The following is a 26,512-nucleotide window of genomic DNA, read 5'->3' as shown; positions in this document are numbered from 1 at the left end:
CGAGCGGCTGACCGAGGTCCGTAAGAGCGGTGAGGTTCCGTACTTGCGCCCGGACGGTAAGACCCAGGTCACGATCGCGTATGACGGTGACCGGGCGGTGCGGCTGGACACGGTCGTGGTGTCCTCGCAGCATGCAGCGGACATCAGCCTGGAGAACCTGCTGCAGCCGGATGTGGTGGATCACGTGATCAAGCCGGTCCTGGACCGGGTCTCGATCGACACGTCGAACTACCGCCTGCTGGTGAACCCGACGGGCCGGTTCGAGGTGGGTGGCCCGATGGGTGATGCCGGCCTGACCGGGCGCAAGATCATCGTGGACACGTACGGTGGTTTCGCCCGCCACGGTGGCGGCGCGTTCTCCGGTAAGGACCCTTCAAAGGTCGACCGTTCGGCCGCGTACGCGATGCGCTGGGTCGCGAAGAACGTGGTGGCGGCGGGTCTGGCGAAGCGGTGCGAGGTTCAGATCGCCTACGCCATTGGTAAGGCTCAGCCGGTCGGCTTGTATGTGGAGACGTTCGGTACCGAGACTGCTCCGGTGGATCGCATTACTGCTGCGATCAAGGAGGTCTTTGACCTGCGTCCGGCTGCGATCATCCGGGATCTGGATCTGCTGAAGCCGAAGTATCACCAGACTGCTGCGTATGGTCACTTCGGCCGGAACCTGGACGGGATGACCTGGGAGCAGACCGACCGGGTCGACGCCCTGCGCTCGATCATCGGCTGAGCTTCCGCTCTGCTCACTGCTGCGGTCGTCGCCCTCACGGGTGGCGGCCGCGGCTGCTTTTGCGGCGAGCGATCTTGTCGGACCCATGCCCTAAGTTGATTTCATGAGCACGGGATCCGACGCCAGCAGTGCCGGCGACCAGCTGGAACTGCTGCGCGCCGCCACCCGGGGCCGCAAGCCCAAGCCCCCGGCGGCCACTGCGGCCGAGCTGCCGGTCGCCCGGGTCACCGTGGACGTGCCGCTGCCGCACCTGGACCGGGTGTTCGACTACCTGGTGCCCGAGCCGATGTCGGCCGCCGCTCAGCCCGGCGTGCGGGTGCGGGTGCGGTTCGGTGGGCAGGACATCGAGGGCTACCTGCTGGAGCGGGTGGCCGAGACGGAGCACCAGGGCAAGCTGGCGCCGCTGCGCAAGGTGGTCTCGCCCGAGCCGGTACTCATCCCGTCGGTGCTGCGGCTCTGCCAGGCGGTGGCCGAGCGCTACGCCGGCAACCTGACCGATGTGCTGCGTCTGGCCGTGCCCCCGCGCCACGCCCGGGTCGAGCAGGCTCCTCGCCCGGATGTGCCCGAACCGCTGCAGGGCCCGGTCGAGCCCCAGGGCTGGGAGAAGTACCGGGCCGGCCCGGCGCTGCTGGCGCGGATCGCTGCCGGTGATGCCCCCCGGGCGGTCTGGACGGCGCTGCCCGGTCCGGCCTGGTGCGAAGACCTGGCCACGGTCATCCAGACCGCGCTGCACGCCGGGCGGGGCTCGCTGGTGGTGCTGCCCGACAAACGCGATGCCGATGCGCTGGACAAGGTGCTGACCAAGCGTCTGGGTGAAGGCCGCCACGCTCGGCTGGAGGCCGACCTGGGGCCCACCACGCGCTACCGCAACTTCCTGGCCCTCTCACGCGGCGACGTCCGGGTGGCGATCGGAACCCGGGCCGCCGCCTTCGCTCCCGTGCACGACCTGGGCCTGGTGGTGATCTGGGACGACGGCGACGAGATGCACGCCGAGCCCCGGGCACCGTACCCGCACGCCCGGGAGGTGCTGGCCGTGCGGGCCGAACTCGAGGGGGCGGCGCTGATCGCCGGGTCGTGGTCGCGGTCGGTGGAGTGCGCGGCCTGGCTGCGCACCGGCTGGGCCCGTCCGGTCGCCGCGGAGCGTTCGGTGGTCCGCGGCGCCTGGCCTCGGATCCAGGTCGCCGCCACTGCGATCGGCGGTCGCGACGATCCCTCGGCCCACGGCCGGCTGCCCAGCCCGGCGTGGCGGGCGATCAGCGACGGGCTCAGGCGTGGCCCGGTGCTGGTGCAGGTCCCGCGGGCCGGCTACCTGCCCGGCCTGGCCTGTCAGGACTGCCGTCATCCGGCGCGCTGCACGCACTGCCACGGTCCGGTCGGGTTCCCGGCGGCGCAGAAGAACGGCGACGAGGCGGGCCTGCCCGAGTGCCGTTGGTGCGGTCGGCACGCCACTGCCTGGCGCTGTGGCAACTGCCAGGGCCGGCGGTTGCGGGCCACCACGGTCGGAGTCGGGCGTACCGCCGAAGAACTCGGCCAGGCCTTCTCCGGCGCGGCGGTGGTGGTGCCGCAGGCCGACGGCCCGGTTCCCAACGTGCCCGCGAACGCCCTGGTGGTCTCCACCCCCGGAATCGAGCCGACGGTCGACGGTGGCTATGCCGCCGCGGTGCTGCTCGACGCCGGGCGCCTGCTCGAGCGGCCGGATCTGCGGGCCAGCGAAGATGCCCTGCGCCGCTGGCTGAGCGCCGCCGCCCAGGTGCGGCCCTCGTCCTCCGGCGGCTCGGTGATCATCACCGCCGACCCGCAGGCCCCGGCCGTGCAGGCCCTGGTCCGGATCGACCCGGGCACTCAGGCCGACCGGGAACTCGACGAGCGCACCGAACTCGGCTTTCCGCCCGCCGTGGTGCTGGCCGACGTCACCGGAACCGCTACCGCCGTGAACTCGCTGGTGCGTACCGCGCAACTGCCCGAGGGCACGCAGACGCTGGGCCCGACCGAGGTGCTGCTGCCCCCGGGCCCGCCCGGCGCATCCCCGGCGCCGAAGCCGGTCAAACCGCCGAAACGCCGCCTTCCCCGCCGGCCCAGCCAGCAGCTGGCCGGGCTGGAGGAGCCGGTGGTCCCTGAGCCGGTCGTGGAGGATGTCGACGAGACCCAGGTCCGGGTACTGCTGCGAGCCCCTCGCCAGGAGATCGCGGCCCTGGCCAAGGCCCTGCACACGGCCGCGGCGATCCGTAGTTCGCGGCGCGAGTCCGGCGGCGCCACCCGGATCCAGCTCGATCCGCTCAACCCGGGCTGAGGTCTCGCGGCCCGGGGGAGCGCCGCGCTGCCCGGGGGATCTGCGGCTGGATCCCTCGCCAGGACCGGCGTACCGCCGTAGGGTCGACGGCAGAGGTGATGGAGATGTCCGAGAGGAAGTTCCGGATCGCCTACGCGCCGGGGATGCGCCAGCTGCTCGGTGTGCTCGGCTGCGGGCCCCGGTTCAGCGGTGTCCTGGTCGACGAGGAAGCCGTCCGCGTCCGCCTGGGCTGGGCGTTCCAGGCCACCGTTCCCCGTTCCGCCATCGCCTCCGCCGATCCGGACGACCGCCCGGTGTTCTGCCTGGGGGTGCACGGCTGGCGTAGTACCTGGCTGGTCAACGGCTCTCCCCGGCACCTGGTCCGGATCCAGCTCAGCGTCGGGGTGCACGCCCGGGTGCTCGGCTGGAAGGTCCCGCTGACCACGCTGTTCGTCAGCGTCGAGGACCGCGACGAGCTGATCCGGCTGATCCGCCCGGCCGGCCCGGCCAACGGGGCCCGCAAGACCTCCCGGGCCCGCCGGATCCGTCTGCCCTCCCCGGTGATGAAGCCCGGCCTGGCCCGCGACGCCCGGGTGATGCACACCCCGAGCCGCCCCACCGTCAGCCACTGAGCGCCTGCCTCGCCCGCCGGCCGGAGCATCGCACTCACGTTGCCCCGTAGACTCGGGCGGTGCCTATCCAGACCATCCGACTGTTCGGCGACCCGGTGCTGCGCACCAAGGCCGACCCGGTCGTCGATTTCGACCGTGAGCTGCGCAATCTGGTCAAGGACCTCGAAGAGACGATGATGGACGCGCCGGGCGCCGGCCTGGCCGCCCCGCAGATCGGCGTCGGCCTGCGGGTGTTCACCTACTACGTCGACGGTCAGCTCGGGCACCTGATCAACCCCGACCTCGACCTTTCCGTCGAGGAGCAGGACGGCGGCGAGGGCTGCCTGTCGCTGCCCGACCTGGTGTTCGACACCAAGCGCGCGCTGCGGGTGGTGGCCAAGGGCTTCGACCAGCACGGCGAGCCGGTCACCATCGAGGGCAGCGAGCTGCTCGCCCGCTGCATCCAGCACGAGACCGACCACCTCGACGGCATCCTGTTCATCGACCGGCTCGACCGGGAAACCCGCCGGCTCGCGCTCAAGGCGATCCGCGAGGCGGAGTGGAACGGTGCCGCGCCGCCGCAGGTCAAGGTCAGCCCGCACGCCACCTTCGGGCGCGCCGTCTAACTCCCTCCAGAACGAGACTTCACCTTGCGCATCATCGTCGCGGGCACCCCTGAGGTGGCCCTGCCCCCCGCCGAGGCGATCCACGCCTCCAGCCACGAGATCATCGCCGTCCTCACCCGCCCGGACGCCGTGTCCGGGCGCGGGCGCAAGATCTCCCGTTCCCCGCTGGCCCAGTGGGCCGACGAGCGCGGCATCCCGGTGTACCAGCCGGCCAAACCCGGCGACCCGGAGTTCCTGGAACAGCTCAAGGAGCTGGCCCCGGACTGCGTCGCGGTGATCGCCTACGGTGCGCTGGTGCCGCAGCGGGCGCTCGACATCCCGCGGCTGGGCTGGATCAACCTGCACTTCTCGGTGCTGCCCGCCTGGCGCGGCGCGGCCCCGGCGCAGCGGTCGCTGATGGCCGGCGAGGAGGTCACCGGCGCCTCGGTGTTCCAGCTGGAGAAGGGGCTGGACACCGGCCCGGTCTACGGCGTGATGACGCAGACCATCCGGCCCCGGGACACCGCCGGCGATCTGCTGGACAAGCTGGCCGAAGGCGGCTCGGGCCTGATGGTCGCGGTGCTGGACGGCCTGGAGGCCGGGGAGATGGAGGCCCGCCCCCAGCCGGAGGAAGGCGTGTCGCTGGCGCCGAAGATCACGGTCGAGGAGGCCGAGGTCGACTGGACCCAGAACGCGGTCGCCATCGACCGGCGAGTGCGTGGCTGTACCCCCGCGCCCGGCGCCTGGACCACGTTCCGCGGCGCGCGGCTCGGGCTCGGTCCGGTCGAGCCGCTGACCGACGTAGAGCCGCTGGCCCCGGGGGAGCTGCGGGTGCTGAAGAAGGCCGTGCACGTGGGTACGGGGACGGCAGCAGTGGCGCTGGGCGAGGTTCGCCCGGCGGGCAAGAAGGCCATGGCGGCGGTGGACTGGGCGCGCGGCGCGCGTCCGGCCGACGGTGAAAAGCTCGGCGCTGACCCGGCTTCAGAGGGAGCATCGTGAGCAAGCAGACATCGGCGGGGCGCCCGTCCCAGCCGCCCCGCCGGACCGGTGGCAAGCCCGGTCGCAGCGGTGGCCGGGACGTCCCGCAGCCCGGCCGTTCCCGCGAAGGCGCCGGCAATCGTCCCTCTGGTGGTCGCCCGATCGCGGTCGACCCGGCCCGGACCGTCGCCTACGAGACGCTCCGCGCGGTCACCGAGCGCGACGCGTACGCCAACCTGATCCTGCCCGGCATGCTGCGCCGCGCTCGCCTGCGCGGCCGCGACGCCGGCCTGGCCACCGAACTGGCCTACGGCGCGCTGCGCGGCAAGGGCAGCTACGACGCGATCATCGCCGCGGGCACCGACCGGCCGCTGGCCGAGATCGACCCGGCGGTGCTGGACGCCCTGCGCCTGGGCGTTCACCAGCTGCTGCACATGCGGGTCCCGCCGCACGCGGCCGTCTCCACCACGGTCGACCTGGTGCGCTCGGTCAGCGGATCGGGTGCCTCGCGGTTCGCCAACGCGGTGCTGCGGCGGGTGGGGGAGCGCGACGAGGCCGAGTGGATGGCCAAGGTCGCCCCCGACGAGCAGAAGAACCCCGACGGCAACCTGTCGGTGCGCTATTCGCACCCGGAGTGGATCGTCCGCGCGCTGCGCGACGCCCTGCGCGGCAGCGGGCGCCCGGCCGACGAGCTTCCCGCCCTGCTGACCGCGCACAACGCCCGCCCGGCGGTGACCGTGGCCGCTCTGCCCGGTCTGTCCGACGTGGACGAGATCGTGGACGGCCCGCACGCTCAGGTGGGCGTGCTGTCGCCGGTCGCCGCCCTGCTCAAGGGCGCTCCCGACGACGTGGCCGCGATCCGGCAGGGCCGGGCCCGGGTACAGGACGAGGGCAGCCAGCTGGTCGCCCTCGGCGCCGCCAACGCGCCCACCGTCGGCCCTGACCGGGGCATCTGGCTGGACCTGTGCGCAGGCCCCGGCGGCAAGGCGGCGCTGCTGGCCGCACTGCTGTCGGAGCGGCACGCCGCCGGTCTGGTCGGGGACGACGCCGAGCTGGTGGCGGTCGAATCCGCCGAGCACCGCGCCGGTCTGGTGCAGCAGTCACTGGCTGCGGTCCCGGCCGCCTACGACGTGCGCGTGCGGGACGGGCGCACCCTGGGCGAGTCCGAACCGGGCCGTTACGACCGGGTTCTGGTGGACGTGCCGTGCACCGGCCTGGGCGCGCTGCGGCGCCGGCCCGAGTCTCGCTGGCGCCGTACCCCCAGCGACCTCACCTCGCTGGCCCCGCTGCAGCGCGGGCTGCTGGAGTCGGCGCTGGCCGCGGTGCGTCCTGGCGGCGTGGTGGCGTACGCGACCTGCTCGCCGCACCCGGCCGAGACGAACCTGGTGGTCGACGACGTGCTGCGCGGGCGCGAGGACGTGGAGCGCCTGGACACCCCGGCCGTGCTGCGCGACCTGATCGGCTCCCGGCGGCTGCCGGACAGCGACGACCTGATGCTCGGCGACGGCCCGGCCGTGCAGCTGTGGACCCACCTGCACGGCACCGACTCGATGTACCTGGCCCTGCTCCGGCGCCGCGCCTAGCCCTCCGGCGGGGCCTCGCCGTCCAGGCCGAAGGTGATGACCCGGCGCGGGTGAACCCGGATGAGTTCACTCGTGCCGCCGTCGGCGGCCGGGATCCCGCGCAGCGCCTCGGCGGTGCCACGGATCTCGACCATCCGCACCCGCCAGGGATTGGTTGAGGGGATGTCGTCCACCACGAACGACACGGCCGGATTCTTCTCGATGTTACGGAACTTGCGCGATTCGCCCAGATTCCAGCCGCCGATGTCGATCGTGCCCAGTTCGGCGTTGTGGGTGAATCCCACCGGGGAGTTCTGCGGCGCGTTCTTCGGGTCCACAGTGGCCAGCCGGCCCAGCGTCTGGGAGGCCAGATAAACCAGGACCGGCGGGGTGAGCTCGTCGTGCGCCTGCTCGGGACGTGTCGAAGCACTCATGGCCCGATCCTGCAGGCTGAAGCGCACTTCAGGTCAAGGCCCCACTAGGCTCGCAGCCGTGGGCATCCAGATCTCTCCCAGCATCCTGAACTCCGACTTCGCCCGGCTCGAGCGCGAACTCGGGCGTATCGCCAGCGCCGACTGGGCGCACGTCGACGTGATGGACAACCATTTCGTCCCGAACCTCACCCTCGGCCTGCCGGTGGTCGAGTCGATCCTGAAGGTCTCGCCGGTCCCGGTCGACTGCCACCTGATGATCGAGGACCCGGACCGCTGGGCCCCGGCCTTCGCCGAGGCCGGCGCCCAGAGCGTGACGTTCCACGCCGAGGCCGCGGCCGCCCCGATCCGGCTGGCCCGCGAGCTGCGCCGCCAGGGCGCCCGGGCCGGCCTGGCGGTGAAGCCGACCACCGCGATCGAGCCGTACCTGGAGCTGCTGCCCGAGCTGGACATGCTGCTGATCATGACGGTGGAGCCCGGTTTCGGCGGCCAGCCGTTCCTGGAGTCGATGCTGCCGAAGATCCGGCGCACCCGGCAGGCGGTCAAGGACGCCGGCCTGGACGTCTGGATCCAGGTCGACGGGGGTGTCTCCAAGGCCACCATCGAGCGCTGCGCCGACGCCGGGGCCGACGTGTTCGTGGCCGGCTCCGCGGTCTACGGCGCCGAGGACGCGGCGGCGAGCATCGCCGAACTGCGCGAACTGGCGGCCAAGGCCTGCTGAGGACGTGATCTGCGCTACCCCAGTGCCTTCTCCCGGGGGACAAGTGAAAACTTCACATTCCCGGGAACAAGGTTGGGTGGCACACTGTTGGCCAGTTCGGCAGCCCCGCAACCGTGGGGCTCGCCGAAGGCAAACACGAGCAACACAAGCAATGCGTGCTCCGGGGTCGGTGAAATTCCGAGCCGGCGGTAACAGTCCGCGACCCGTCCACTGAACGTTGGTGGCCGGTTGACCTGGTGGAATTCCAGGACCGACGGTGAAAGTCCGGATGGGAGGCAGCACGCGGTGCCGTTGGTGATCCTGCGGGATCGTCCTCGGTGCCGGACGACGTATTTCCGGCGAGCGATCGCCGGTCTGCCCACGTCGTGACCCCCGGAGCCCGCGTAACGGCGTGGTAGGAGGGTCACAGATGTTCACCGGCATCGTCGAAGAGCTGGGCCAGGTCGTCGAGCTCGTACCTGGCGAGGATTCCGCGCGGGTCACTGTCCGAGGTCCGATCGTGACCGCGGACGCAGTCCCGGGAGCCTCCATCGCGGTCAACGGCGTCTGTCTCACCGTGGTCGAGCTCAGCACCGACAGTTTCACTGCGGACGTGATGGCCGAGACCCTCCACCGCAGCTCACTGCGCACCGCCGTCCCCGGGGCCCGGGTCAATCTCGAACGTCCCCTGCAGGCCAACGGACGTTTCGGCGGGCACGTCGTGCAGGGCCACGTCGACGGGACGGGCACCGTCACCGAACGCGTCCCGGGCGATCGCTGGGAGCTGGTCCGGATCCGGATCCCCGCCGAGCTGTCCCGCTACGTCGTGGCCAAGGGCTCGATCACCCTGGACGGGGTCTCGCTCACCGTCGCCGGGCTCGGCGACCAGCCTGACGGCAGCAGCATCGTCACCGTCTCGCTGATCCCCGAGACCCTCAGCCGCACCACCCTGGGCCTGCGCACGGTCGGTGAGCCGGTCAACATCGAGGTCGACGTGCTGGCCAAGTACGTGGAGCGGCTCACCCAAACCCCGACAACCACGGAAGAGACGGTGGCGGCGCGATGAGCAGCGACGTGCAGGAGATCGGCCCGGACCTCGGCTGGGAAGACCCGCGGGCCGGCGAGATCCACCTCGACCCGGTGGAGAAGGCGGTCGAGGCGCTGCGTTCCGGCCTGCCGGTGCTGGTGGTCGACGACGCCGACCGGGAGAACGAGGGCGACGTCATCATGGCCGCAGTCCACGCCTCGCCCGAATGGGTCGGCTGGACCATCCGCCACACCTCCGGCGTGCTGTGCGCCCCGATGCCCGACGAGCAGGCCGACGCCCTGCGGCTGCCGCACATGGTCGAGCGCAACGAGGAGTCGCTGCGCACCGCCTACACCGTCTCGGTCGACGCCCGTTCCGGCATCGCTACCGGGATCAGCGCCGCCGACCGCTCGATCACCCTGCGGCTGCTGGCCGACGAGCAGACCGTCCCCGAAGACCTGGTCCGCCCCGGCCACGTGTTCCCGCTGCGCGCCCGCCCCGGTGGCGTGCTCGAGCGCCGGGGGCACACCGAGGCCGCCGTGGACCTGTGCGTGCTGGCCGGCCTGCCGCCGGTCGGGGTACTGGCCGAGGTGGTCGAGGACGCCGGGCCGGTGACCCGCCTTCCCGGGCTGCGCGCGCTCGCCGACGAGTTCGGCCTTCCCCTGATCAGCATCGAGGACCTGGTGGCGTACCGCCGGGAACACCCCTCGGCCGAGCCGGAGACCCCGGTGCAGGCGCCCGCCCGGGTGCGGCGGGTGGCCGAGTCGCTGCTGCCGACCAGCCACGGCGACTTCCGGGCCATCGCGTACCGCGACATGCTCACCGGCCACGAGCACGTCGCCCTAGTGGCGGGCGACCCCTCGGTCAGCGGCGCGCTGGTGCGGGTGCACTCCGAATGCCTCACCGGCGATGCCTTCGGCTCCAGTCGCTGCGACTGCGGCCCTCAGCTGGCCGCGGCGATGGACACGATCGCGGCCGAGGGCGGCGTGGTCGTGTACCTGCGCGGGCACGAGGGCCGGGGGATCGGCCTGCTGGCCAAGCTCACCGCCTACCAGCTGCAGGACTCGGGCCTGGACACGGTGGCCGCGAACACCGCCCAGGGGCTGCCGGCCGACGCCCGGGAGTACGGCGCGGCCGCCGCCGTCCTGGACGACCTCGGCCTGGACTCGATCCGCCTGCTCACCAACAACCCGGCCAAGCTCACCGGCCTGGCCGAGCACGGCATCACGGTGACCGAGCGGATCGGCCTGCAGGTCGGCGTGAACCGGCACAACCAGGCCTACCTGACCAGTAAGCGGGACCTCATGGGTCACCAGCTCGACGCGCTCTGACCCGTACCTATCAGTAGTAGAGCAGGACGAAGGAGAACCAGATGAGTGGCGAGGGTTCGCCCACGATCACGGTGGACGGCTCGCGGCTGCGGGTCGGCCTGGTCCACGCCGGATGGCACGAGCAGGTGATGGGCGGTCTGGTCGACGGCGCCCGCCGCGGCCTGGCCGAGGCCGGCGTGCAGAACGTGGTGGAGCTGAAGGTGCCCGGCACGTTCGAGCTCCCGGTCGCGGCCGCCCGCCTGGCCGCCTCCGGGGTGGACGCCGTGGTCGCGCTGGGCGTGGTGGTCCGGGGCGGTACGCCGCACTTCGACTACGTCTGCCTGGCGGCCACGAACGGGCTTACGGACGTCAGTGTGCGCACTGGGGTCCCGGTCGGTTTCGGGGTGCTCACCTGCGACACGATCGAGCAGGCGCTGGACCGGGCCGGCCTGGAGGGCTCGCACGAGGACAAGGGGCACGAGGCCGCCACCGCGGCCGTCGCGGCCGCCGCCGTCCTCAGTGACCTGCCTTCCCCGGTGCCGGCCTGACCCGTCAGCCGGCCACCGCGTCCGTAAGCAGTTGGACGTAAGCCGGCCACCGCGTCCGTAAGCAGTTGGACCTAAGCCGGCCACAGCGTCCGTAAGCAGTGAAGTGGCGGTCCCGGTGACCCGAGGTGGCCGGGACCCCCACTAGTCTCATCGCTGTGAAGACGTTCGATGACCTGTTCGCCGAGTTGACCCACCGCGCCCAGACCCGTCCCGAGGGTTCCGGCACGGTCGCCGCCCTGGACGCCGGGGTGCACAGCATCGGCAAGAAGGTGGTCGAAGAGGCGGCCGAGGTCTGGATGGCGGCCGAGTACGAGTCGAACGAGCAGGCCGCCGAGGAGATCTCCCAGCTCCTGTACCACCTGCAGGTGATGATGATCGCCAAGGGGATCAGCCTCGACGACGTCTACAAGCACCTGTGACAGTGACGGGCGAGACCGGCGAGAGCGACCGGACCGCCGCACTGCACCGTCCGTTCGTCTCCCGCAAGGGCCGGATCGCGGCCTGGGCGATGGGGATCGGGCAGTTCCTGGCGATCGGCGCCTGGGCCCTGATGCTGCCCTGGTCCGGGCCTACCTCGGTGGGCCTGACCGACCGGCTCAGCATGATGGGCGTGGCCGTGTTCATCGGCTGGGGGATGAGCCGGTTCGGCGGCGTGCGGGCCACCCCCACCGAGGACGGCCTGAAGGTCCGCAACATCCTGCTGACCCGGACGCTGAGCTGGTCCGAGATCGAGGACGTGCACTACTCGGGCAGCGCCCCCTGGGTCAGCCTGGCCACCACGGACGGCGATCCGGTGGCGGTGATGGCGATCCAGCGCGCCGACGGCGAACCGGCCCAGAAGGAAGCCGAACGCCTGGCCCGGCTGGTCGCCCACCACCACCGGAGTTCCTAGCTAGCTCTGCTTTTTCGCCGCCGCTCGGTCAGCATGCCCCAGGGCGTGGCCGGGCGCGGCGATGTCGCGCACCCGGCGCTTCAGCTCCACGATGTCCGGCGTACCGCCGTCGGACTTGCGGTCCCAGACCAGGGTTTCGGCCACCCGTACCTGAAACACGCCGCCGGTGCCCGGGACCAGCGCCACCTCGTCCAGTTCGGTGCCGAACGTCTGCAGCAGTTCCTGGGCAACCCACGCCGCCCGCAGCAGCCAGTTGCACTGCGTGCAGTAGGTGACCGAAACCCGCGCCACTACTTGGCCTTCGCCAGCGCCGCGTCCACCGCGCTCTTCAGCGAGGCGGCGTCCAGGCTCTCCAGCGCGGTGCCGTCGACCTGCACCGTCGGAGTGCTGGCGATGCCGTCCTTGGAGGAGGCCTCGGTGACCCGCTTGGTCCAGCTCTCGTAGGTCAGATCCTCGACCGCGGTGCGGATCTCCGCCTCCGGGGCCCCGGCCTGCACGGCGTACTCGATCAGCTGGTCGTCGGTGAGGCCGGCGCCGCCCTCGGCGGGCTGGTTCTCGAACAGCAGGTTGTGGAACTCCAGGAACGACTCGGGGGCCGAGTTCACCACCGCGCCGACCGCGTTCAGGGCGCGGGTGGAGTACTTGTCGGTGGAGGCGTTGTCCAGGAAGGAGATCGGGCGGTACTGCACCTGCACGTCACCGGCCTCGGTCCAGGCCGCCAGCTGCTCGCGGTTGGCCGCCTCGAACTGCGCGCAGTACGGGCACTGGAAGTCCTCGTAGATCACGACCTTCACCGGCGCGGAGTCCGGGCCGCTGACGATCGAGTTCTTCGCGCCGATGCCGGCCGGGGTGGCCGTGCTCGCGGTGGCGTTGTCGCGGCGGGTGTTCTGCACCACCACGAAGACCCCCACGATCACCACGACCAGGGCCATGACCACGCTGCCGACCAGGAGCATCCGCCGCCTGGCCTCGGCCTTGGCGACCTGGGCGCGCATTTCGGCGGCCTTGGCCTGCCGGGCGTCCCGGCTCGAGCTTCCGCTGACCATCTCTGGTGCCTTTCAGTGATTGCTGGAGCGTGCTTCTTCTGCGTCGATCTCCGGGACGGGCGTGAGCCCGAGCCGCTCGTCCAGCGCGAACCGGCCCGCTCCGCAACGGATCAGCCAGACGCAGCCGAGCATGATCGCGCCGTTCAGCACCAGCTCCCGGACGTAGCCGGGCACCGGGTTCGCGGTGAACCCGCTGTTGCCGAAGCAGCCGCACTCGATCTGCAGCCCCCGTGCCCAGGCCGAGGCCACCCCGATGAAGAAGGCCAGGCTGGTCAGGAAGCTGAGGACCGCGGTGAACCGGTTGAGCAACCCGGCCACCAGCAGCACGCCGAGGATCAGCTCGACCACCGGCAGGGCGGAGCCTACGGTGGGCACGATCGCCTCGGGCAGCAGCTGGTAGTTGCGCACCGAGCGGATCGTGTCGTCGATGTCCTGGATCTTCTTGAAACCGGTGTAGAGGAACACGCCCCCGATGAGCAGCCGGAACACCGGGCCCACCCAGCGCTGCTGCTCGGCGGTCAGGAATTTCGCTCCGCGCTTGGACACGCGGTCAGGGTAGACCGCCACCCTGAGTCAAACCTGGAAGCAACTGCAGGTCTGCCCTTTCCTGGGGACGTTCCCGGGCGAAATACCGGCGTTCCTGGGCGGCCCAGCGCTCCCAGTGGGGCCGATAGCCCTCCCCGTCCCGGGCCATCGCGCGGGCATGTCTGACCTGTTCAGGAGCATTCACGAACACCAGAGCAGAAATTGAGGACGCGGCGGCGAGGGTTCCCGAGCCCACTCCCTCGACGATGGTCACCAGTTTGCTGGGCACTACGTCCCGAATCTGGCCATAACGGTCTTCGGTCCAGTCCCAGCGCGTGAATACCGCCTCCTGTCCGCGCAGCAGCGGGGGTAGCACCTCGTCGGCCAGGCGGTGGGTGGCCGCTTCCAGTCCGTCCCAGCCGGGGTAGAGGTCTTCCATCCGCACCACGGCGGCCGTGTCGCCGAGCTCGGCCGCGACCTGGTCGGCCAGGGTGGTCTTGCCCGCGCCGCTCGGGCCGTCCAGGGCGATCACGGTGGCGGTGTTCGGGGTGATCAGGCGCAGCACCTGGGCTACGGCCGGTTCGGGCCACCGCTCTTGCTCGGACAGCATCCGGCGGACACTACGCTGTCGCCGTGTCGGTTGCTGTGCGAGTCATTCCCTGTCTGGACGTCGATGCCGGACGCGTGGTCAAGGGCGTCAACTTCGAGGGCCTGCGAGACGCCGGTGACCCGGTCGAGCTCGCCGCCCGGTACGACGCGGAGGGCGCCGACGAGCTGACCTTCCTCGACGTCACGGCCTCCTCCTCGGGCCGCGCCACGATGTACGACGTCGTCTCCCGCACCGCCGAGCAGGTGTTCATCCCGCTCACCGTCGGCGGTGGCGTGCGCGCGGTCGAGGACGTGGACAAGCTGCTGCGGGCCGGGGCGGACAAGGTCGGGGTGAACACCGCGGCGATCCAGCGGCCCGAGCTGATCTCCGAAGTAGCCCACCGGTTCGGCGCTCAGGTGCTGGTGCTGTCGGTGGACGCCCGGCGCTGTCAGCCCGGTACGGACACGGCCTCGGGCTTCGAGGTGACCACCCACGGCGGGCGTAAGGGCACGGGGATCGACGCGGTGGAGTGGGCCGCGCGCGGCGCTTCGCTGGGGGCCGGCGAGATCCTGCTGAACTCGATGGACGCGGACGGCACCCGTAACGGCTTCGACCTGGAACTGCTGCGGATGGTGCGCAACGAGGTCGGGGTACCGCTGATCGCCAGCGGGGGAGCCGGTGCGGTGGAGCATTTTCCGCCCGCGGTGGCGGCCGGGGCCGACGCGGTGCTGGCGGCCAGCGTCTTCCACTTCCAGCAGTTGACCATCGGGGACGTGAAGGACGCGCTGCGGGCCGACGGCGTGGCGGTGCGCTGAGTTCGTTTGCTTGAGGACGTCGGCCCGCCCGGTTCGGTTACCGGACGGGCCGACGGACGCTCAGGTGCTCCAGGGGCTGCCGTACTTCACGGCCAGCTCCACCGCCTGCTCGTGACTGAGCATGCGCGGCGAGCGCCCAGCCGTCAGTACGGCCAGTTTGCAGGCCTCTTCGAGCTCCACGGCGGTGTTCACCGCCGACGCCAGATCCGTATGGGCCACCACGGAACCGTGATTGGCCAGGAGCGCGGCCCGGAACGGCTGGTCCCGGGCCTCGAGCTCGTCGGCCTGAGCGATGTCTCCCGGCGGGGCGTAACCGATCAGTGGGGTCTGGCCCACCCGCATCACGAAGTACGGGGTGATCGGGCCGATCGCGCTGACCTCGGACCACGGCTCCAGGCAGGCGCAGGCCACCGCGTTCACGCTGTGCAGGTGCACCACGGCCCGGGCTTCCGGGGACCGGCGGTAGAAGGCCCGGTGCAGAGTGAACTCCTTGGACGGGCGTGGGCCGGACAGGTGATTCCCGGCCAGGTCGAGCTCGGCCAGGCGGTCCTCCTGGAGCGATCCCATCGACTCGTTGGTGGGGGTGATCAGCATCCGGTCGCCCACCCGAACGCTGATGTTGCCCGAGGTACCCGGGCTCAGGCCGAGATCCACGAGCTCGCGGCCGGTCGCCACCAGGGCGGTGCGGGCCTGCGCCATCGACCGGCTCATGCCAGTTCCTTCCAGGCCGAGCTCATCAGGTCCTCGCCGCCGAAGTTGCCGGATTTCAGCAGCAGATTCATCTCTCGGCCTCGTGAGTCGCCGGAGGCCCAGGTGACTCCGGGAGCAACCGGCTGGCCGATCACCAGCTCCCGCACCCCCAGTGCCGAGACCACTGCGCCGGAGGTCTCGCCCCCGGCCACGATCAGCTCCCGGCAGCCGGCGTCGGCGAAAGCTGAGGCCAGCCGGGACAGAGCCCGCTCCACCAGCTCCGAAGCCGGCTCGCCGTCGGACGGAGCCGATTCGACGTCGGACAGCTCCCCGACGGCATAGACCAGCACCGGTTCGGAACTGTTCTTGCTCCAGCACTCCGACGCCCAGTCCGAGAGCTCGCCCACCGCGCCCTCGAAATCTGTTCGGAGCAAGGAGACGTCGAGCTTGCGGTGGGGCATCAGCGATCGGGCGTGAGCAACCTGCCCCCGCGTAGCGGCCGAGGCGCTCCCTGCGAGAACCGCGCGGGGTCCACCGCGAGCAGCCAGTCGCACCGGGGGAGTCCCCGGTCCCTCCAGGCCCAAGGCCAGACCGGAACCTCCGGTGATCAGCGGAAGGTGGGCGGTCGCGGCAGCGATGGCGAGCAGATCGTCCTCAGTTTCGGCGTCGACCACAACCGCCCGTAAGCCAGAAACGTCCGGCAGAGCGTCCAAAGCCGCCCGTAAGCCACCCGAGCGCACGATGGAGAGCGGCACCAGGGAGACCTCAGCTGCGCTCTGGGCCGCCAAGAGCCGGGGTACGTCGGAATCCGTCATGGGGGTGAGCGGGTGATTCCGCAGGGAGCTCTCCGAAAGCGGTGTCCCGTGAACGAACAACTGCCCGTCCACCACGGTTCGCCCGGCGGCCGGGAACGAGGGCACCACAACCGTGGTCCGCGTCCCCAGATCGGCCGCCAACGCGTCCATGATCGGGCCGATGTTGCCGCGCGGCGTGGAATCGAACGTCGAGCAGTACTTGTCGTAGAACCGCGTGGCCCCCAGTCGGCGCAGCGCGCGCAGGGCATTACGGCTGGCCGACACGGCGGCCGAGGGTTCGATGGTGCGGGTCTTCAGGGCGATGACCACCGCGTCGGCCGGCCCGGCAGGCCCGGTGGCCGGGACACCGATCGTCACCACGGTGCGGAAACCGCGGGCGACCAGGGCCATCGCCAGGTCGGTCGCGCCGGTGAAGTCGTCGGCCAGGGCGCCTAGCACGCGTCCCTCCAGAGGATCGATGAGAGATTGTGTGAAAGTACGTTACATCAGTTGACGCATATGTGAATCCTGGTTAGCGTCCGGCGCAACACCTCACCGTCGAGGCGCCACCCTCGGCGGCCCGAACGAACTTCTGGTTAGGAACACCATGAACCTCGGGTTGCTGCTCTCTCAGCACGGACCGGCCACCGTCCGCTACGCACTCTCGGGTGCCGGCGGGGGCTTCGGTCGCACTCTTCTCGCCCAGACGCTCCTGATCGACGCGCTGCGGCCCACCCTGCTCTGCGACGTCGATCCGGAGAAGGTCCGCGATCTCTGCCTGGAACTCGGCTACCCCGCGGACGACCTGGTGATCTGCCGCACCGCCGAGGAACTGGCGGCCACCGGCAAGGTCGCGATCGTCCCGGACGCGGCCCTGCTCGACCCGGAGCGCTACGACATCCTGGTCGAGGGCACCGGCAGCCCGGCCCACGGCTACCGGATGGCTCGCGCCGCGCTGCGCGCCGGCAAGGACGTGGCCATGGTCAGCAAGGAGGTCGACTCGGTCACCGGGGTCGCGCTGGCCCGGCTGGCCGCCGAGAACGACGCGGTCTACACCCCGGCCGACGGCGACCAGCCGGCCAACCTGCTCAACCTGATCAGCTGGATCCGGACCCTCGGCCTGGAGATCGTCGCGGTCGGCAAGTCCGGCGAGTACGACGTGGTGCTGGACGGCCAGGAGATCCGTTACCTGGACACCACCGTCCCGGCCGGTGAACTGCCGGAACTGATGACGATGGGGGCGAGTGTCGCCGAGACGCTGGCCCGGCGGGCGCAGACGGTCAAGAGCCTCAAGCTGCGGGCTGCGGCCGATCCGTGCGAGATGTCGGTGGTGACCACGCACGGTGGTTTCGTCGCGGACGTCGAGTCGTTGCACTACCCGCTGGCCCGGATCAGCGAGCTGGCCGACATCTACGCGCTGCGCGAGGACGGCGGCATCCTGTCCAGGCCGGGCGTGGTGGACGTCTTCACCGTGCTGCGCCGGCCCGACGAGGCCAGCTTCGCCGGTGGGGTCTTCGCGGTGGTGCGGACCGGGGACGCCGAGACCTGGAAGCTGCTGGAGGGCAAGGGGCACGTCGTCAGCCAGGACGGCAAGTACGCCTGCCTGTACCTGCCGTACCACGTGATGGGCGTGGAGACCGCGATCTCGCTGCTCACCGCCGTGCGCCTGCGGGTACCCAGCGGGGTGCTGAACCCGCGCCAGAACGCCGTGATGGCCGGCCGGGCGCGCGCCGACCTGCCGGCCGGAACCGTGCTGAAGATGGGCGGCCACCACCACGAGATCGACGGGGTGGAGCCGGTTCTGCTGCCGGTCGAGGAGGCCGGTGCCCAGACGGCGCCGTTCTACCTGGCTGCGCACACCACCCTGGCCCGTGACGTGAGGGCCGGCGAGCTGATCACCTTCGCCGACCTGGCCGACCCCGACGCCGACCTGGTCGAGGCCTACAACGCCGGGCTCGGCGCATGAGCGGGGAAGTGACTTCGCTGGTCCTGGCCGGGGTGGCCGTCGTCGCCCTGATCCTGCTGATCACCAAGGCGAAGCTGAACCCGTTCCTGGCCCTGACCATCACCGCGCTCGGCCTCGGCCTGGCCAACGGCCTGACCCCGGGCGAGGTGGTCGACGCCTTCAAGGACGGCCTGGGCTCCACCCTCGGCGGCACCGCCCCGACCATCGGCCTCGGCGTGGTGCTGGGCAGCATGCTGCTGGGCTCCGGCGGCGCGGACAAGATCGTCGACTCGTTCCTCGGTCAGCGCCCGGTCGCCTGGATCCCGGCCCTGATCACCGCCGCGGCCGTGATCATCGGCCTGCCGCACCTGTTCGACGTCAGCTTCGTGATGCTGGCGCCCCTGGTCTACACCGTGGCCCGGCGCCGCAACGTGCACCTGCTGTGGGTCGGCCTGCCGCTGGCGGCCGGTCTGTACGTCTCGCACGGCCTGCTGCCTCCGCACCCGTCGCCGACTGTCGCGGTCAGCGCGTACAGCGCCAACACCGGCCTGACCATCGCCTACGGCCTGATCATCGCCATCCCCACCGCGATCGTCTGCGGCCCGCTGTTCACCCGCTACGCCCAGCGTTGGTTCGGCCCGGCCCCCGACCTGGACGGCGGCCCCGCCCCGGTCACCGACATCGAGCCGCAGAAGCCGGGCAAACCGGTCTCGCTGGCCCTGGCCCTGATCTCGGTCCTGCTCCCGCCGGTGCTGATGCTGATCGGGACCATCGGCACCTCGAACACCGCCGAGGGCAGCGCGCCCTACAACGTCTTCGAGGCGCTCAACGACTCGATCATCTCCCTGCTGATCGCCGTGCTCTTCGCCTTCTTCGCGCTCGGGCTGCGCGGCGGTTTCAGCGCCGGGCAGGTCTCGAAGATGTCGGGCAAGGGCCTGAGCGCGGTCGGCCCGATCATCCTGATCCTGGGGGCCGGCGGGGCGCTGAAGCAGATGTTCACCGCCACCGGGGTGGACGCGATCATCGCCGACCACGCGGCCGGCTGGTCCATCCCGGCGGTCGCGCTGGCCTGGGTGGTCGCCGCCCTGCTGCGGATCTGCCTGGGCTCGGCCACGGTCGCCACCACGGCCGCCACCGGCATCGTGGCCCCGCTGCTGGTCGCCGACCCCACGCTGTCACCGGAACTGCTGGTCCTGGCCACCGCCTCCGGCTCGGTGATGCTCTCGCACGTCAACGACTCCGGGTTCTGGCTGTTCAAGGAGTACTACCAGCTGACGGTGAAGCAGACCTTCCGCACCTGGACGCTGTTCCTGTGCATCCAGTCGGTGATCGGGCTGATCGGCGTGCTGGTGCTGGACGCTCTGATCTGATCAACTCTGTGCTGAGATGACCGAGGAGACCCCCCTGATCCCCGACCAGCGTCGGGAACTGCTGCTGCGGCACCTGCAGCGCGAGCGCGTGCTGTCGGTGCACCAGCTGACCGACCTGCTCGAGGTCTCGCACATGACCGTGCGGCGGGACATCGCCAGCCTGGAGCGCGAGGGCCGGGTCGTGCCGGTCCCCGGCGGTGTCCGCATCGCCGGGGCCCCGCACCGCCAGCACCTGCAGGCCGAGGCCTCCCGCCAGGACAAGGCCACCGTCGAGCCCGCGGCCAAGGCCGCGATGGCCGCCCGGGCCGCGGCCGAGGTGCTGAGCAGCGGGATGACGGTGTACCTGGACGCCGGCACGACCATCGCCCAGCTGGTTCCGCATCTGGCCCAGCTGGGCGGGACGACGGTGGTGACCAACGATTTCGCCGTGGTGGACGACCTGCTCGAGGCCGACCTCGAGGTGATCCACGTCGGGGGTGCGGTGGACAAACAGAACCGCTCCAGCGTGGGGCCGCTGGCCACCGCCGTCCTGGAACGGATCACCCTGGACGTCGCGTTCATCTCCAGCAGTTCCTGGGACCTGCGCCGCGGGGTCACCACGCCATACCCCGACAAGGTGGCGGTGAAGCAGGCAGCGATGGCCTCGGCCACCGAGTCCGTGCTGGTGGCGGGCAGTTCCAAGTACGGCAAGTACGGCATGTACCGGGTCTGCGACCTGACCGGGCTCTCGCTCGTGGTCACCGATGCGGCGCTGGCCGAGCCCGACGCCGCCGCGATCCGGGCGGCCGGGGTCGGGCTGGCCCTCGCCGAGTGAGCCGCTGCGGTCCCGGCCGCGGCTCAGGTCCTGGTTCTCAGGTCCGCATCGGGGTGTCGCGGAACCGGGCGACCACGTCCGGCTCACCCACGATCTCGATCCGGGCCTGCGCCTTGCGGCCGAACACGTACATCGCGATCTCGCCGGGCTCACCCAGCAGCGTCACGCCCGGGCCCTCCCGGCGCAGCACCTCGACCGGGGGCCCACCGGGAACCTGGAAGCTGACCCCGATCTTCGAACGGCGCACCATCAGCTTGCCGAAGGGGCCGGCGATGTTCTTCCAGAAGGCCGTCTGCCGGTCCGCGGGCAGCACGCGCGGCTCCCAGCCCTCCTGAGCCCGGCGCACGTCCTCGCAGTGGATGAAGTGCTCCAGCAGATTGATCCGCTCGTCCGCCCCGGGCAGCGTGAACAACGAGATGCGCGGCGGGCCGTTGCGGACCGTGCCGACCAGTTCGGCGTAGGGGCGGGCGGCGGTGGCCTGCTCCTGCCCGCGCGACCAGTTCTTCAGCGGCCCGACGAGCCCGGCCGCCCGGACGTGCGGGCGGCCTTCGCGCAGGATCAGGTGCACGGCGAGGTCGGTGGTGGTCCAGCCGGAACAGAGGGTGGCGGCGCCGGGGCCGGCCTCGGCGAGGGCGTCGGCCAGAGCCTGACGCTCCGCTGCGGAATGCGAGGGCATGCGCTCACCTTGACACAGGAGGCGGTCACTCCACGACGTGACCTTGTGCCCCTTTGCGTCCCTTTGGCGGAGCTCGGGGCGCGGCGGCGATTCTGTCGGTGGTGCCGCCTAGATTCCCTTCAGGGTGGACGCACGGGTCTCGGTCCGCTCTGGAACGTTGCGTGAGCGTTGACAGGAGGTACCCGCGTGGTGAAGCGGGTCGACGGGCAGCAGAGCACGTTGTGGCGTGGTCTCAAGGTGATCGGCATCGGCATTCGGCAGGAGCCGCTGATGTTCTCCGCGGCCGTGCTGGGCTCGGCGCTGTACGGGGCGGGCACGGCCGGGGGTGGCTGGCTGCTCGGCCGGATCACCGACTCGGTGCTGGCCCCGGCGTTCGCGGCGGGGCGGATCGACCGGGGCGACCTGACCACCGCCGGGCTGGTGCTGGCCGGGGTGGCGCTGGTGACCGCGGTGGGTGTGGTCGGGCGCCGGGTGGCGGCCGGGCTCACCTCCTACCGGCTGCAGGCCCGCTACCGCCGGCTGCTCACCCGGCAGTACCTGCGGCTGCCGCTGGAATGGCACCACCGCCACCCGGCCGGGATGCTCCTGTCCAACGCCAACTCCGACGTCGAGGCCACCTGGATGGTGTTCGCGCCGCTGCCGATGGCGATCGGTGTGGTGGTCATGCTGGTGGTCGCCTCGGCGGCGATGCTGGTGGCCGATCCGGTGCTCGGCGCGGTGGGCCTGCTGGTGCTGCCCTGGGTGGTCGTGCTCAACGCGGTCTACCAGCGCTACATGTCCCCGGCGGTGACCCGGGCCCAGGCCGAGCGCGGTGAGGTCTCCAGCGTGGCGCACGAGAGCCTCGAGGCCGCCGCGGTGGTCAAGAGCCTGGGCCGCGAGGAGTCCGAGACCCAGCGGTTCTCCGCCTCGGCCGACCAGCTGCGCCGGGCCAACGTCCGGGCCGGCCGGCTGCGCGCCGCGTTCGACCCGCTGATGGAGGCGATCCCCACACTGGGCACCCTGGCCGTGCTCGCGGTCGGCGCCTGGCGGGTGCAGACCGGGCACGCCGCCACCGGCGACGTGGTGCAGGTGGCCTACCTGCTCAGCCTGGTCGCGTTCCCGCTGCGCTCGATGGGCTGGGTGCTGGGCGAGATCCCGCGCACCGTGGTCGGCTGGGAACGTACCAGCGCCGTGCTGTCCGAGACCGCCTCGATGCCCTACGGCAGCACCGAGCCGGCGCCCGGCGGGGCGGTCCCGGTCGAGCTCGAGAAGGTGGCCTACGCCTACGCGGACGACGAGGGCGCGCCCCACGAGGTGCTGCACGACATCGACCTGCAGGTGAAGCCCGGGCGCACGCTGGCCCTGGTCGGCCCCACCGGGGCGGGCAAGTCCACGCTGGCCACCCTGCTGGTGCGGCTGGTGGACCCGGCCCGCGGCACGGTCCGGCTGGACGGCACCGACGTGCGCGAGCTGCGCCCGGGCGGGGTGGCCGAGCTGGCGGCCCTGGTCCCGCAGGGCACCTTCGTCTTCAACGACACGGTGCGCGACAACATCTCGCTGGGCGATCCCCGGTTCTCCGACGAGGACGTCTGGCACGCCCTCGAGGTGGCCCGGGCCGACGGCTTCGTCCGGCACCTGGCGCACGGGCTGGACACGGTGATCGGCGAGCGCGGGGCCGACCTGTCCGGCGGCCAGCGCCAGCGCCTGGCCCTGGCCCGAGCGCTGGTGCGCCGGCCGCGCCTGCTGGTGCTGGACGACGCCACCTCGGCGATCGACCCGCGGATCGAGGCCGAGATCCTGGCCGGGCTGGGCACCCTGGCCGATCGCCCGGCGGGCTCCGAGCCGGGGGTGACCGTGGTGGTGATCGCCTACCGCCGGGCCACCATCGCGCTCGCCGACGAGGTGGCCTACCTGGAGAACGGGCGGATCGCCGACCAGGGCACGCACGCCGAGCTGCTGGAACGCAGCGCCGGCTACCGGCGCCTGGTCACCGCCTACGACCACGACGACGAACCCGACGCCCCGGCCCGGGACCTGGACGAGGAAGCCGAGGAACTGGTGGTGGACGAGTTGCTGAACGAGGCGGCCGCCCCGCCCGGCGACGGTCCCGGCCCGGAGACCGGCAGCGGTGAAGACCTGACGGAGATGACGCGGCGATGAGCGCCCCAGCAGCAGAGGCCGAAGCCCCGGCCCCCGGCCTGAACGGTTCCCGGCTGAGCGCCTGGGAGGTGATCAAACGCGGCGTGGCCATCTCCCCGGAGCTGGTCCGGGGCATCTGGATCACCCTGGCCCTGGCCCTGATCGCCACCTGCGGGCGGATCCTGGTGCCGATCGCGGTGCAGCAGACCATCGACCGGGGCATCTCCGGCGGCGAGGGCGTGCGCCTGGGCCTGGTGACCGGGCTGGTCGCGGTGGTCGCCGCCGCCGTCGCGCTGACCGCGGTGGCCTCGTACATCAGCAACGTGCGGCTGTTCCAGGCCACCGAGGCCGGGCTGGCCACGCTGCGGGTCAAGGCCTTCCGGCACATCCACGACCTGTCGGTGCTCACCCAGAACAGCGAGCGCCGCGGCGCCCTGGTCGCCCGGGTCACCACCGACGTCGACACCATCTCCACCTTCGTGCAGTGGGGCGGCCTGATCCTGGTGCTCTCGGCCGGGCAGCTGCTGATCGCCACGATCGTGATGGCGGTCTACTCCTGGCAGCTCACCCTGCTGGTCTGGATCTGCTTCCTGCCGCTGTTCCTGGTCACCAAGACCCTGCAGCGCCGGGTGTCGGCGGCCTACGCGGTGGTGCGTGAACGGGTCGGCGACATGCTCGGGGCGATCTCCGAGTCGGTGGTCGGCGCCGACACCATCCGCGCCTACGCCGTGCAGAACCGCACCCAGCAGCGGATCGACACCTCGATCGAGCGGCACCGGCGCTCGGCCGCCCGGGCCCAGGTCCTGGTGGCCGCCTCGTTCACCAGCGGGGTGCTGATGTCCGGCCTGGTGGTGGCCGCCGTGGTGGTGGCCGGCGTGGCGCTGGGGGTGGACGGCGGGATCACCCTGGGCGAGCTGCTGGCCGTGCTGTTCCTGGTCCAGCTGTTCACCCAGCCGGTGCAGATGGGTACCGAGGTGCTGAACGAGCTGCAGAACGCCGCGGCCGGCTGGCGCCGGGTGATCGGCGTGCTGGACACCCCGGCCGACGTGGTGGACCCGGGCGAGGAAGGGGTCAGCCAGCCGCGCGGGCCGATCGGCGTCCGCTTCGACCACGTCACCTTCGCCTACCCCGGCGGCGAGCCGGTGCTGCGCGACGTCAGCCTCAGCATCCCCGAACGGGCCCGGGTGGCCGTCGTCGGCGAGACCGGCTCGGGCAAGACCACCCTGGCCAAACTGCTCACCCGGCTGATGGACCCGGCCGCCGGGCAGGTCCTGATCGACGGCACCGACCTGCGCCGGATCAGCTTCGCCAACCTGCGCTCGCGGATCGTGATGGTGCCGCAGGAGGGCTTCCTGTTCGACCTGAGCCTGGCCGACAACATCGCCTGGGGCCGCGAGGGCGCCACCCGCGAGCAGGTGCTCGAGGCGCTCACCCAGCTCGGCCTGCTCGAGTGGGCCGAAAGCCTGCCGCGCGGCCTGGACACCCCGGTCGGCCAGCGCGGTGAGTCGCTCTCGGCGGGGGAGCGGCAGCTGCTCGCCCTGGCCCGCGCCTACCTGGCCGATCCGGACCTGCTGGTGCTCGACGAGGCCACCTCGGCGGTCGACCCGGCCACCGAGGTCAAGCTGCAGGCGGCCCTGGACGGCGTCACCCGCGGCCGTACCTCGGTCACCATCGCCCACCGGCTCAGCACCGCCGAGGCCGCCGACCTGGTCGTGGTGGTGGACAAGGGTGAGGTGGCCGACGTGGGTCACCACCGCGAGCTGCTGCAGCGCTGCGAGCCCTACCAGCGGATGCACGCGTCCTGGCGCAGCCAGACCTCCCAGCCGGTCCAGGCCCTGGGCTGAGGCAGCCGAGATTCCGGCCGGCGTCCCGAGCGGCCGGCCGGAGATCTCAGCCCCGCACTGCTCAGCCGAAAGGAGTGTCGCTGGCCGCCGCGGAACCGCCGCGCCCCGCGTCCTCTGGTTCGAGCTCTTCGATCTTCTGCTCCGGCGTCAGCTTTCCCCGCTGGGCGATCCGCAGAAGGCGCCGCCGCTGCTTGCGGTAGCGCCAGTGAGCAGCCTTGCGGATCCGCCCGGCCAGCACCTCGCTGATCTCCCAGTTGGACAGCTCCTCCACCCGGGCGGCCTCCTTGCGGGCCGAGCCGGGCAACCCCTCCTGCTCGCCGATGCCCCGCGCCACCTCGTCCGGGAAGAACGCATTACCGCTGCTGGCGCGCGAGACCACGCCGAGGATCGCCTCCACCGCGGTGTCCACCGGCACCAGATCCGGCGCCGGACGGTCCTGCTCGGCCCCGTGGTAGGCCTCGGTGAGCAGATCGGCGTTCCCGATCACCGTCATCCCGGCCTTCTCCAGCTCACCGATCGCCTCGCGATACCCCTGGGCCAGCGAAACCGCCTTCTCCACGGCCCAGTCCGGGGTGTGCACCGCCGCCCCGGCCTCCGAGGGCATCAGCTCGACGGTCCGCAGCACCGAGCCGTAACGGATCAGGTTCGCGTACTCCTTCCACGGGAAGTCGCGGTCGCGCAGCTGCACGTTCAGCCGCCGGAACAGCTCGGTCTCGGCCGCCGACATCGACCGGTTCTGCCGGCCACCGCCCCCTCCGGTCAGCGTCCCGGCCGGCAGGTGCAGCAGCTCGTCGAAGGTCCGCATCAGCAGCCCACGGTCGGCGGGATCGAGCACCACGACGGTGATGTTCTCCGCCCCCACCGCCGCCGCCCACCGGCGCAGCACCGCACCCTGGTCGTGCCGCCGCCAGAACGAGGGCGTGACCCCCTTCTTCGGCGGGCTGGAAAGCATCGCCCGGCACCACTGCTCGTACGGCAGCTGATGCCCGCTCTTCAGGTACTGCTGCCAGGCCGAGGGCATGATCCGGGTCAGCGGCCGCAGGGTGAGTACCACCCGGACCTGGTCCTGCCCGTCCTCGCCGCGCAGATCCCCGACGATCCGCGTGGCGATCTCCTGGGAGGCCTCGCACAGGTACTCGCTGGAGACGAACCGCAGCCCCTGCGCGGCCTCGATCTGGGCCAGCAGACGTCGCCAGTGCCGTTCGCTCTTGGTCCGCTCCGTGGCCTGCCAGCCCACCCCCTGACCCAGCACACCGAGCGCGCCCCGGGCCTGCTCCAGGGGAGTGCCGGGCATGCTCAGGCCGAACGCCTCCAGGCCGCCTTCGGTCCGGGTCTTCAGATCCTCCAGGGACGCCTGGATCGCCGTGGTCCCGGTCTTCGGGGCACCGATGTGTAACAGGGTGGGCATCCGCCCATCATTCAGTGAACGGACAGCCTCGCGCACGCTAACGAAGTGTGAAAGAGCTGTGCATCCCAGGCGACGCGACCAAATCGCAACCTTGGCCCGTGGTCCGGAGCAGGAACCAGAGGACGGCGGCGGTCGGCAATCCGGCGGACCAGGGCAACCGCAGTGGTCCCGGAAACCGGGCGGAGCGGGGTGATGGCACCGGCACCGGACCGGCGGTGCCA

27 protein-coding genes and 1 riboswitch are annotated in these 26,512 nt (G+C 71.6%); of the genes, 18 read left to right on the top strand and 9 right to left on the bottom strand.

All coding sequences use genetic code 11. From position 1 onward, the window contains the following. The 6 genes from metK to LR394_RS10995 all read left to right on the top strand — a co-directional run. A partial coding sequence (gene metK / locus LR394_RS11020; protein WP_231440604.1) for a methionine adenosyltransferase occupies nt 1-724 on the top strand: 724 nt, incomplete at its 5' end. 103 nt (nt 725-827) lie between these two features. Next, nucleotides 828-3,014, top strand: coding sequence for a primosomal protein N' (locus LR394_RS11015; protein ID WP_231440603.1), 2,187 nt, complete (start codon nt 828-830; stop codon nt 3,012-3,014). A 104-nt stretch (nt 3,015-3,118) separates the two neighbouring features. Beyond that, complete coding sequence (locus tag LR394_RS11010; protein ID WP_231440602.1) at nt 3,119-3,625, top strand: hypothetical protein; 507 nt, start codon at nt 3,119-3,121, stop codon at nt 3,623-3,625. A gap of 59 nt (nt 3,626-3,684) precedes the next feature. Beyond that, entirely contained in the window at nt 3,685-4,230 is a 546-nt protein-coding gene (gene def, locus LR394_RS11005; RefSeq protein ID WP_231440601.1) for a peptide deformylase, read from the top strand. 24 nt (nt 4,231-4,254) lie between these two features. Next, nucleotides 4,255-5,208, top strand: coding sequence for a methionyl-tRNA formyltransferase (gene fmt / locus LR394_RS11000; RefSeq protein ID WP_231440600.1), 954 nt, complete (start codon nt 4,255-4,257; stop codon nt 5,206-5,208). Continuing rightward, the gene (locus LR394_RS10995) at nt 5,205-6,770 is read left to right on the top strand and encodes an RsmB/NOP family class I SAM-dependent RNA methyltransferase (protein WP_231440599.1); all 1,566 of its coding nucleotides are present in this window, start codon (nt 5,205-5,207) and stop codon (nt 6,768-6,770) included. Before fmt ends, LR394_RS10995 begins: the two co-directional genes overlap by 4 nt. Here LR394_RS10995 and LR394_RS10990 read toward each other — a convergent pair. Then, nucleotides 6,767-7,183, bottom strand: a complete 417-nt coding sequence (locus LR394_RS10990) for a PPOX class F420-dependent oxidoreductase (RefSeq protein ID WP_231440598.1) — start codon at nt 7,181-7,183, stop codon at nt 6,767-6,769. The genes LR394_RS10995 and LR394_RS10990 overlap by 4 nt on opposite strands. A gap of 58 nt (nt 7,184-7,241) precedes the next feature. Here LR394_RS10990 and rpe point away from each other — a divergent pair, with 58 nt between their 5' ends. The 6 genes from rpe to LR394_RS42860 all read left to right on the top strand — a co-directional run bounded on the left by rpe (nt 7,242) and on the right by LR394_RS42860 (nt 11,657). Further along, nucleotides 7,242-7,901: a ribulose-phosphate 3-epimerase gene (gene rpe / locus LR394_RS10985; RefSeq protein WP_231440597.1), complete on the top strand. Its 660-nt coding sequence runs from the start codon at nt 7,242-7,244 to the stop codon at nt 7,899-7,901. Nucleotides 7,902-8,052: 151 nt separating this feature from the next. Next, nucleotides 8,053-8,187, top strand: a riboswitch (FMN riboswitch). A 123-nt stretch (nt 8,188-8,310) separates the two neighbouring features. After that, on the top strand, nt 8,311-8,946 hold the full coding sequence (locus LR394_RS10980) for a riboflavin synthase (RefSeq protein ID WP_231440596.1): 636 nt from the start codon (nt 8,311-8,313) through the stop codon (nt 8,944-8,946). Beyond that, nucleotides 8,943-10,238, top strand: a complete 1,296-nt coding sequence (locus LR394_RS10975; RefSeq protein WP_231440595.1) for a bifunctional 3,4-dihydroxy-2-butanone-4-phosphate synthase/GTP cyclohydrolase II — start codon at nt 8,943-8,945, stop codon at nt 10,236-10,238. The genes LR394_RS10980 and LR394_RS10975 overlap by 4 nt, the downstream gene beginning before the upstream one ends. A 41-nt stretch (nt 10,239-10,279) precedes the next feature. Beyond that, complete coding sequence (gene ribH, locus LR394_RS10970; protein WP_231440594.1) at nt 10,280-10,765, top strand: 6,7-dimethyl-8-ribityllumazine synthase; 486 nt, start codon at nt 10,280-10,282, stop codon at nt 10,763-10,765. 155 nt (nt 10,766-10,920) lie between these two features. Then, the gene (locus tag LR394_RS10965; protein WP_407937014.1) at nt 10,921-11,184 is read left to right on the top strand and encodes a phosphoribosyl-ATP diphosphatase; all 264 of its coding nucleotides are present in this window, start codon (nt 10,921-10,923) and stop codon (nt 11,182-11,184) included. A gap of 2 nt (nt 11,185-11,186) precedes the next feature. Beyond that, nucleotides 11,187-11,657 carry a PH domain-containing protein gene (locus tag LR394_RS42860; RefSeq protein ID WP_231440593.1) on the top strand — a complete coding sequence of 157 codons (471 nt, stop codon included), beginning with the start codon at nt 11,187-11,189 and terminating at the stop codon, nt 11,655-11,657. Here LR394_RS42860 and LR394_RS10955 read toward each other — a convergent pair whose 3' ends face one another. From LR394_RS10955 to LR394_RS10940, 4 genes are read right to left on the bottom strand one after another with little or no spacing between them, the layout of a single operon-like run. Then, nucleotides 11,658-11,948, bottom strand: a complete 291-nt coding sequence (locus LR394_RS10955) for a SelT/SelW/SelH family protein (RefSeq protein WP_231440592.1) — start codon at nt 11,946-11,948, stop codon at nt 11,658-11,660. It abuts the gene before it with no gap. Further along, nucleotides 11,948-12,703: a DsbA family protein gene (locus tag LR394_RS10950; protein WP_231440591.1), complete on the bottom strand. Its 756-nt coding sequence runs from the start codon at nt 12,701-12,703 to the stop codon at nt 11,948-11,950. The genes LR394_RS10955 and LR394_RS10950 overlap by 1 nt, the downstream gene beginning before the upstream one ends. 12 nt (nt 12,704-12,715) lie before the next feature. After that, a complete protein-coding gene (locus LR394_RS10945) occupies nt 12,716-13,249 on the bottom strand; it encodes a MauE/DoxX family redox-associated membrane protein (protein ID WP_231440590.1) in 534 nt (177 codons plus the stop codon). Between the two features lie 4 nt (nt 13,250-13,253). Then, nucleotides 13,254-13,838, bottom strand: coding sequence for a nucleoside/nucleotide kinase family protein (locus tag LR394_RS10940; protein ID WP_231440589.1), 585 nt, complete (start codon nt 13,836-13,838; stop codon nt 13,254-13,256). A 23-nt stretch (nt 13,839-13,861) separates the two neighbouring features. On the opposite strand from LR394_RS10940, the gene hisF reads away from it, so the two are divergent. After that, nucleotides 13,862-14,632 (top strand): imidazole glycerol phosphate synthase subunit HisF, encoded by a 771-nt coding sequence (hisF, locus tag LR394_RS10935; protein WP_231440588.1) that lies wholly within the window; start codon nt 13,862-13,864, stop codon nt 14,630-14,632. A gap of 60 nt (nt 14,633-14,692) precedes the next feature. Here the strand turns inward: hisF and LR394_RS10930 are convergent, their stop codons facing one another. Next, nucleotides 14,693-15,331: a class II aldolase/adducin family protein gene (locus LR394_RS10930; RefSeq protein ID WP_407937022.1), complete on the bottom strand. Its 639-nt coding sequence runs from the start codon at nt 15,329-15,331 to the stop codon at nt 14,693-14,695. A gap of 8 nt (nt 15,332-15,339) precedes the next feature. Then, entirely contained in the window at nt 15,340-16,575 is a 1,236-nt protein-coding gene (gene otnK, locus LR394_RS10925; RefSeq protein WP_231440586.1) for a 3-oxo-tetronate kinase, read from the bottom strand. 148 nt (nt 16,576-16,723) lie between these two features. Between otnK and LR394_RS10920 the strand changes: the two genes are divergently transcribed. Genes LR394_RS10920 through LR394_RS10910 form a run of 3 tightly spaced genes read left to right on the top strand, consistent with a single transcriptional unit; the run spans nt 16,724 to nt 20,245 of the window. Beyond that, a complete protein-coding gene (locus tag LR394_RS10920) occupies nt 16,724-18,082 on the top strand; it encodes a hypothetical protein (RefSeq protein WP_231440585.1) in 1,359 nt (452 codons plus the stop codon). Continuing rightward, the gene (locus LR394_RS10915; RefSeq protein WP_231440584.1) at nt 18,079-19,431 is read left to right on the top strand and encodes a GntT/GntP/DsdX family permease; all 1,353 of its coding nucleotides are present in this window, start codon (nt 18,079-18,081) and stop codon (nt 19,429-19,431) included. The genes LR394_RS10920 and LR394_RS10915 overlap by 4 nt, the downstream gene beginning before the upstream one ends. Before the next feature lie 16 nt (nt 19,432-19,447). Beyond that, on the top strand, nt 19,448-20,245 hold the full coding sequence (locus LR394_RS10910; RefSeq protein ID WP_231440583.1) for a DeoR/GlpR family DNA-binding transcription regulator: 798 nt from the start codon (nt 19,448-19,450) through the stop codon (nt 20,243-20,245). Nucleotides 20,246-20,282: 37 nt separating this feature from the next. Here the strand turns inward: LR394_RS10910 and LR394_RS10905 are convergent, their stop codons facing one another. Next, nucleotides 20,283-20,921, bottom strand: coding sequence for a TIGR03085 family metal-binding protein (locus tag LR394_RS10905; protein WP_231440582.1), 639 nt, complete (start codon nt 20,919-20,921; stop codon nt 20,283-20,285). A gap of 186 nt (nt 20,922-21,107) precedes the next feature. Here LR394_RS10905 and LR394_RS10900 point away from each other — a divergent pair, with 186 nt between their 5' ends. Both LR394_RS10900 and LR394_RS10895 read left to right on the top strand, forming a co-directional pair. Continuing rightward, the gene (locus tag LR394_RS10900; protein ID WP_231440581.1) at nt 21,108-23,060 is read left to right on the top strand and encodes an ABC transporter ATP-binding protein; all 1,953 of its coding nucleotides are present in this window, start codon (nt 21,108-21,110) and stop codon (nt 23,058-23,060) included. Then, nucleotides 23,057-24,883, top strand: coding sequence for an ABC transporter ATP-binding protein (locus LR394_RS10895; protein WP_231440580.1), 1,827 nt, complete (start codon nt 23,057-23,059; stop codon nt 24,881-24,883). Before LR394_RS10900 ends, LR394_RS10895 begins: the two co-directional genes overlap by 4 nt. 61 nt (nt 24,884-24,944) lie before the next feature. Here the strand turns inward: LR394_RS10895 and LR394_RS10890 are convergent, their stop codons facing one another. Then, complete coding sequence (locus LR394_RS10890; RefSeq protein WP_231440579.1) at nt 24,945-26,291, bottom strand: hypothetical protein; 1,347 nt, start codon at nt 26,289-26,291, stop codon at nt 24,945-24,947. Nucleotides 26,292-26,512: the final 221 nt, after the last annotated feature.

Origin of the sequence: Kineosporia babensis (assembly GCF_021129305.1) — a bacterium.
GTDB lineage: Bacteria > Actinomycetota > Actinomycetes > Actinomycetales > Kineosporiaceae > Kineosporia > Kineosporia babensis.
Note: the sequence above shows the minus strand (reverse complement) of the source record. Positions and strands in the feature narration are given on the sequence as shown.

Excerpts from the sequence above, each read along its gene's own strand:
- LR394_RS11015 (WP_231440603.1), top strand. The coding sequence starts at position 828 with ATGAGCACGGGATCCGACGCCAGCAGTGCCGGCGACCAGCTGGAACTG.
- LR394_RS11010 (WP_231440602.1), top strand. The coding sequence starts at position 3,119 with ATGTCCGAGAGGAAGTTCCGGATCGCCTACGCGCCGGGGATGCGCCAG.
- LR394_RS10990 (WP_231440598.1), bottom strand. The coding sequence starts at position 7,183 with ATGAGTGCTTCGACACGTCCCGAGCAGGCGCACGACGAGCTCACCCCG.
- LR394_RS10980 (WP_231440596.1), top strand. The coding sequence starts at position 8,311 with ATGTTCACCGGCATCGTCGAAGAGCTGGGCCAGGTCGTCGAGCTCGTA.
- LR394_RS10975 (WP_231440595.1), top strand. The coding sequence starts at position 8,943 with ATGAGCAGCGACGTGCAGGAGATCGGCCCGGACCTCGGCTGGGAAGAC.
- ribH (WP_231440594.1), top strand. The coding sequence starts at position 10,280 with ATGAGTGGCGAGGGTTCGCCCACGATCACGGTGGACGGCTCGCGGCTG.
- LR394_RS10950 (WP_231440591.1), bottom strand. The coding sequence starts at position 12,703 with ATGGTCAGCGGAAGCTCGAGCCGGGACGCCCGGCAGGCCAAGGCCGCC.
- LR394_RS10940 (WP_231440589.1), bottom strand. The coding sequence starts at position 13,838 with ATGCTGTCCGAGCAAGAGCGGTGGCCCGAACCGGCCGTAGCCCAGGTG.
- LR394_RS10930 (WP_407937022.1), bottom strand. The coding sequence starts at position 15,331 with ATGGCGCAGGCCCGCACCGCCCTGGTGGCGACCGGCCGCGAGCTCGTG.
- LR394_RS10920 (WP_231440585.1), top strand. The coding sequence starts at position 16,724 with ATGAACCTCGGGTTGCTGCTCTCTCAGCACGGACCGGCCACCGTCCGC.
- LR394_RS10915 (WP_231440584.1), top strand. The coding sequence starts at position 18,079 with ATGAGCGGGGAAGTGACTTCGCTGGTCCTGGCCGGGGTGGCCGTCGTC.
- LR394_RS10910 (WP_231440583.1), top strand. The coding sequence starts at position 19,448 with ATGACCGAGGAGACCCCCCTGATCCCCGACCAGCGTCGGGAACTGCTG.
- LR394_RS10905 (WP_231440582.1), bottom strand. The coding sequence starts at position 20,921 with ATGCCCTCGCATTCCGCAGCGGAGCGTCAGGCTCTGGCCGACGCCCTC.
- LR394_RS10895 (WP_231440580.1), top strand. The coding sequence starts at position 23,057 with ATGAGCGCCCCAGCAGCAGAGGCCGAAGCCCCGGCCCCCGGCCTGAAC.
- LR394_RS10890 (WP_231440579.1), bottom strand. The coding sequence starts at position 26,291 with ATGCCCACCCTGTTACACATCGGTGCCCCGAAGACCGGGACCACGGCG.